The sequence below is a fragment of the Actinomycetota bacterium genome (assembly GCA_040905475.1).
Lineage (GTDB): Bacteria > Actinomycetota > AC-67 > AC-67 > AC-67 > DATFGK01.
In genome coordinates this window covers 1-4,579 of record JBBDRM010000097.1, presented here as the reverse complement: position 1 = coordinate 4,579, position 4,579 = coordinate 1, and the positions used below count along the sequence as shown (strand labels likewise).

The following is a 4,579-nucleotide window of genomic DNA, read 5'->3' as shown; positions in this document are numbered from 1 at the left end:
ATGAGGCAAGTTGGTCAGAAGTCCACGAGGCCGGTGATTGTGCGACAGGCTCTATGTGGCGCTGATCCGATACCAGAACGCCTCAGTCGACCGGAACGGCCGCGGTTTCGGTGCGCTCCGCTTGGACGACGGCTATCCCAACAACGACCAGCGCCGCACCGGCGATCTGCAGGCCGCCTAGCGCTTGATCGAGCCAGAAGTAGGCGAGGATCGCCGCCGACAGCGGCTCGAGTGTCGAGACGATCCCGGCGCGTGAGGGCCCGATCCGCGCCAAACCCCACAGGAATAGCGAGAACGGGATGATCGTCGCGACGACGGCGAGGACCAGCACGCCCGGAAGCAGCGACGTATCGAGCAGCGTGTCGGGGCGGCCGCGCGTCGCCTGGATCACGATCCACAGCACGCTCGCGATCCCGAACCCGCGGACGAGCGACCCGACCGGCCCTGCCGATCGCTCGACGTACTCGCCGGTCAGGATGTACGCGGCGAACGCGAACGCCGATGCGATCGCGGCGGCGACGCCCCGCGGCGCGAGTGAGGTGCTGCCGCCCGACAGCGCATCGGGTAGCTCGGACAGAAGGGCAACCCCCACGAACGCCGCCGCCAGAGCCGCCACGACACGTCGTGAGGGCCGTTTCTTCGCCACCACCCCGAGCCAGAGCACCACGAGGCCCGGCGCCGTGTACTGGATCACGATCGCCACCGCGACCGGCAAGGTGGCGACCGCAGAGTAATAGAAGTAATTCGCCGCCGCGAGAGACAGCCCGAACAGCACAACGATCCACGTCGAGACGGACTCGCTCGTTTCCCGCTTCCCGCGCACCCGCCCGCGCCAGAGCGTCCACGCGCCCAGCGCGAGGAACGCGATCCACGCGCGGGCCTCGGTGATCTCGAGCGGCGATGCGCCGCGGTCGATCAGCTTCCGCGCGTACGTGCCTCCGAACGCCCAGAGGACGGCCGCGCCCGAAACGGCCAGGAAGCCGAGCCGGTCCACGCCCTACGCCACCAGCTGCGCGACCCGGCCGAGGACGTGCACCATCTCGACGTCGTCGTGCGCCTGCATCTGCATCATCACGCGGCTCACGCCGGCGCCCTCAAAGGTCCGCAACTTCTCCGCCGCCTCCTCGACCGTGCCGGAGATGATCGTGGCAGGCAGAGCGGCGATCCACGCCGCCGCGTCGCCGGGATCCCCCGCGCGCTCCATCAGCATCCTCGCCCGCTGCTCCAGGTCGGAACGGTCGGCGCCGACCACACATCCGGTCATGAGGGAGAAAACCGGGGCCTCGCGATGCGCGTGCTCCCACGCCGCCAGTACGCGCTCGTGCCGCCGGGCGCACTCCTCGGGTGGCGCGAAGATCGTGTTGTACTCGTCGGCCCATCGCGCCGCGACCGCCAGGCTCTTCGGCCCCGCCTGGCCGCCGACGAGGAAGTTCGGGTGTGGCAGATGCGCCGGCTTCGGCAGCGCGTCGAGGCCCTCGATCGTGTAGTGCTTGCCGGCGAAGTCGAACGGCCCCCGGTTCCACGAGCGATGGATGATCTCGGCCTGCTCGGCGAACATCTCCATCCGCACTGCCGTCGGCGGGAACGGGAACCCGTAGGCGCGGTGCTCCGCCTCGTTCCAGCCGGCCCCGAGCCCGAGCTCGACCCGGCCGTTCGAGATGTGATCCGCAGTGACCACGGCCTTCGCGAGATTCGACGGATGACGGAACGTCGCCGGCGAGACCAGCGTCCCGAGCCGGATCCGCTGCGTCACCGCCGCGAGCCCGGCGAGCGTCGTCCAGGCGTCGAGCACAACCCGCTCCCGCGGCTTCGCGAACGACAGGTAATGGTCGGACCGGAACAGCGCGTCGAGCCCCGCCTCCTCCGCGGCGAGCGCCAGCGCGACCCACTGATCCCACGTGACGCCTTCTTGACCTTCGACCATCAGGCAGACTCGCATCGTTCGCTCCGTTCGTTCGGTCGGATCCGAGCAGGAGGCTACCCCGTTCCGGTCCCGGCTCGCCGGGCCCGCCTCACGCCGGTAGCCTCATGGGACCGCCGCCCGAGGCCACACGAGGAGAGAGCCATGGTCGAGAAGACGGTCCTGCTCACCGGAACGTCGCCGAACGGCGTCGAAGAGGCGATCGAACTCGCGATCGCCCGCGCCGGCGTCACGCTGCGCGGGCTCCGCCGCGCGCACGTGAAAGACCTTCGCCTGGAGATCGCGGAGAACCGCGTCTCGCACTGGATCGTGGACCTCGAGGTCACGTTCGAGATCCGCGACGAGATCCACGGCTGAGAGGGATCACGTGAGACCAGCGCAAGAGCTCGCGCCGAACCTCTGGCGGATCCCGATCCCGCTGCCGGCCATCCCCGGCGGCGAGCACCTCGGGTTCTGCAACGCCTATCTGGTCGGCGGCGAGCCGTGGGTGCTGGTCGACACCGGCATGACGACCGACGAGGCCGTGCAGGCGCTCGACGCCGGGCTCGCCGAGGCCGGGGTGCCGCTCGAGGAGATCGACTCCGTGCTCATCACCCACCATCACCCCGACCACTACGGGATGAGCCGGCCGATCCGCGAGCGATCCGGCGCGAAGGTGATGATCCACCGCCGCGACATCGAGATGATCTTCGCCGGCATGGGCGGCGGCCCGAACATGCGCGACTTCTTCCTCTGGCACGGCGGGCCGAAGCTCGAAGGCATCGGCGGCCCGCCGATCCTCGGCGCGCCCGAGTACGCCCCGGCGGCGCCCGACGCCTACCTGACAGACGATCAGATCTTCGAGCTCGGCGACCGGCGCATGCGCGTCGTCCACACGCCCGGCCACTCGCCGGGCCACTGCTGCTTCTCGCTCGGCGACGAAGGGATCGTGCTCACCGGCGATCACATCCTGCCGAAGATCACCCCGCACGTCGGGTACTTCCCCGGCGGCGACGAGAATCCGCTCGGCAACTTCCTCGACTCGCTCAAGCGGATCGGAGAGGGCGGGTACCGGCTCGGCCTGCCGGCGCACGGCGAGCCGTTCCTCGATCCGGCATCACACGTGTCGCGCATCGTCGCGCACCATGAGTTCCGCCTCAAAGCGACGGTCGACGCGCTCGGGAAGGAAGCGAAGACGGCGGCCGAGGTCGTCCCGGAGATCTTCGGGAACGACCTCCCGGGATTCCACTGGTTCGCCGCCTTCTTCGAGACGCTCTCGCATCTGGTTCTGGCAGAGGCCGAGGGCCTGATCAAGCAGGAGCAGGACGGCGAGCTGATCCGCTGGCGCCGGGCCTAACGGCGCGACCGACGCAGTTCCTCCGAGATCGCACTTTCCAGAACCAGGTCGATCGCCGAGCGCTCGATCTGGTCGCTCGTCGCATCCTCCCAGACCTCGCGCCGCCCGCGGAACGTCAGGTCGATCATCGAGAGCGCTTCGACGTACGGCTGCGCGTCTTCGCCTTCGATCCGCGCGATCGCGATATCGAGCGCAATCCGCAAGGATCCACCCGGCACGGCGTCTCGTAGCCGGAGCAACGGCGCCGGAGCCGGCCGCTGCGACGCCGGAACCATCCCGAACACCTCCGCGGCGGCGAGACCGACGATGGTCTGCTCTTCGAGCAATCTTTCGAGTTGCGGCAGCGCACGAGAGACGGCGTCCCGACACGCTCGCTCCACATCGCCGAAGAAGTACGGGTTGGCGGCCGCAGCCAGCATCACGAGCACCTGGACACGGATCCGCTCGGGGATGGAGGGCTCCAGCGCGATCTCGGCCAGGAATGGGACGGCGGCCGCCGTCGCCTCGTAGATCGAGCCTTGATGGAGGAGCGAGGTGCCCAGTTCCTGGAGCGCTACCCGGGCGGCGCGGGCGTCACCCGAGACGAGCGCCCTGAGGTTGTCGGGCACATCGCCCGCCGAGCCGAAGGCGTGCTGAAGGGACGCCCAGTTCACGTCCCTGACCCCCTCGAGCATCCCGCCGGGATGCTAGCGCGGGCGGGCCTGGTACGCAGTTCCGCGGAGATCTAGGCCTGCGCGACGGTCCCGTCGGCGCGCAGCCGTTCGATCTCTTCGGCGGTGAAGCCGGCCTCGGCCAGGATCTCCTCGGAGTGCTCGCCGATGGCCGGGATCCGCCGTTCCTTCGCTCCCGCGAGCGGGAACCGAACGATCGGCAGCTCCCCCACTTCCGAGCCGGCTTGCACGAACATGCCGCGCGCGATCGCTTGGGGATGCTCGACGACCCCGGCGATGTCGCGCAGCTCGCCGTAGGGAAGCCCCGCCGCACCGAGCCGGTCGAACCACGTCTGCGCGTCCTCGGTCGCGATGACTTCCTCGACGGCCGTTTCGACCTCGTCCTTGTACTGGTAGCGCGTCACGATCGAGGCGAACCGTTCGTCGGCGAGCCACTCGGGTTTGCCCACGACCCGCTCGCAGAACAGCCGCCAGTGCCCTTCGCTCGTGATCGCGATGTTCACGTAGCGGCCGTCGCGGGCCTTGAACGGCCCGTACGGGATGATCGACTGGTGCCGCATCCCCGACCGCGCCGGCACCGTGCCCGTGTGCCATTGGAAATGGGGGAAGTACCCCATCCACGACAGGACCGACTCGAACAGCGACACGTCG

6 protein-coding genes are annotated in these 4,579 nt (G+C 69.3%); 2 read left to right on the top strand and 4 right to left on the bottom strand.

The window, feature by feature from the left end:
- Positions 1–82 precede the first annotated feature (82 nt).
- A complete protein-coding gene (locus WEB06_11280) occupies positions 83–994 on the bottom strand; it encodes an EamA family transporter (GenBank protein MEX2556202.1) in 912 nt (303 codons plus the stop codon).
- A gap of 3 nt (positions 995–997) precedes the next feature.
- Entirely contained in the window at positions 998–1,939 is a 942-nt protein-coding gene (locus tag WEB06_11275; protein MEX2556201.1) for a TIGR03560 family F420-dependent LLM class oxidoreductase, read from the bottom strand.
- Between the two features lie 126 nt (positions 1,940–2,065).
- Between WEB06_11275 and WEB06_11270 the strand changes: the two genes are divergently transcribed.
- Entirely contained in the window at positions 2,066–2,278 is a 213-nt protein-coding gene (locus tag WEB06_11270) for a dodecin family protein (protein MEX2556200.1), read from the top strand.
- 10 nt (positions 2,279–2,288) lie between these two features.
- Positions 2,289–3,257 (top strand): MBL fold metallo-hydrolase, encoded by a 969-nt coding sequence (locus tag WEB06_11265; protein ID MEX2556199.1) that lies wholly within the window; start codon positions 2,289–2,291, stop codon positions 3,255–3,257.
- Here the strand turns inward: WEB06_11265 and WEB06_11260 are convergent.
- Both WEB06_11260 and WEB06_11255 read right to left on the bottom strand, forming a co-directional pair.
- The gene (locus WEB06_11260; GenBank protein MEX2556198.1) at positions 3,254–3,931 is read right to left on the bottom strand and encodes a hypothetical protein; all 678 of its coding nucleotides are present in this window, start codon (positions 3,929–3,931) and stop codon (positions 3,254–3,256) included. The genes WEB06_11265 and WEB06_11260 overlap by 4 nt on opposite strands.
- Before the next feature lie 50 nt (positions 3,932–3,981).
- The coding region (locus WEB06_11255) for a CoA transferase (protein ID MEX2556197.1) at positions 3,982–4,579 on the bottom strand (598 nt) is incomplete at its 5' end.

Coding starts and splice junctions, on each gene's coding strand:
- WEB06_11275 (MEX2556201.1), bottom strand. CDS start 1,939: ATGCGAGTCTGCCTGATGGTCGAAGGTCAAGAAGGCGTCACGTGGGAT.
- WEB06_11270 (MEX2556200.1), top strand. CDS start 2,066: ATGGTCGAGAAGACGGTCCTGCTCACCGGAACGTCGCCGAACGGCGTC.
- WEB06_11260 (MEX2556198.1), bottom strand. CDS start 3,931: ATGCTCGAGGGGGTCAGGGACGTGAACTGGGCGTCCCTTCAGCACGCC.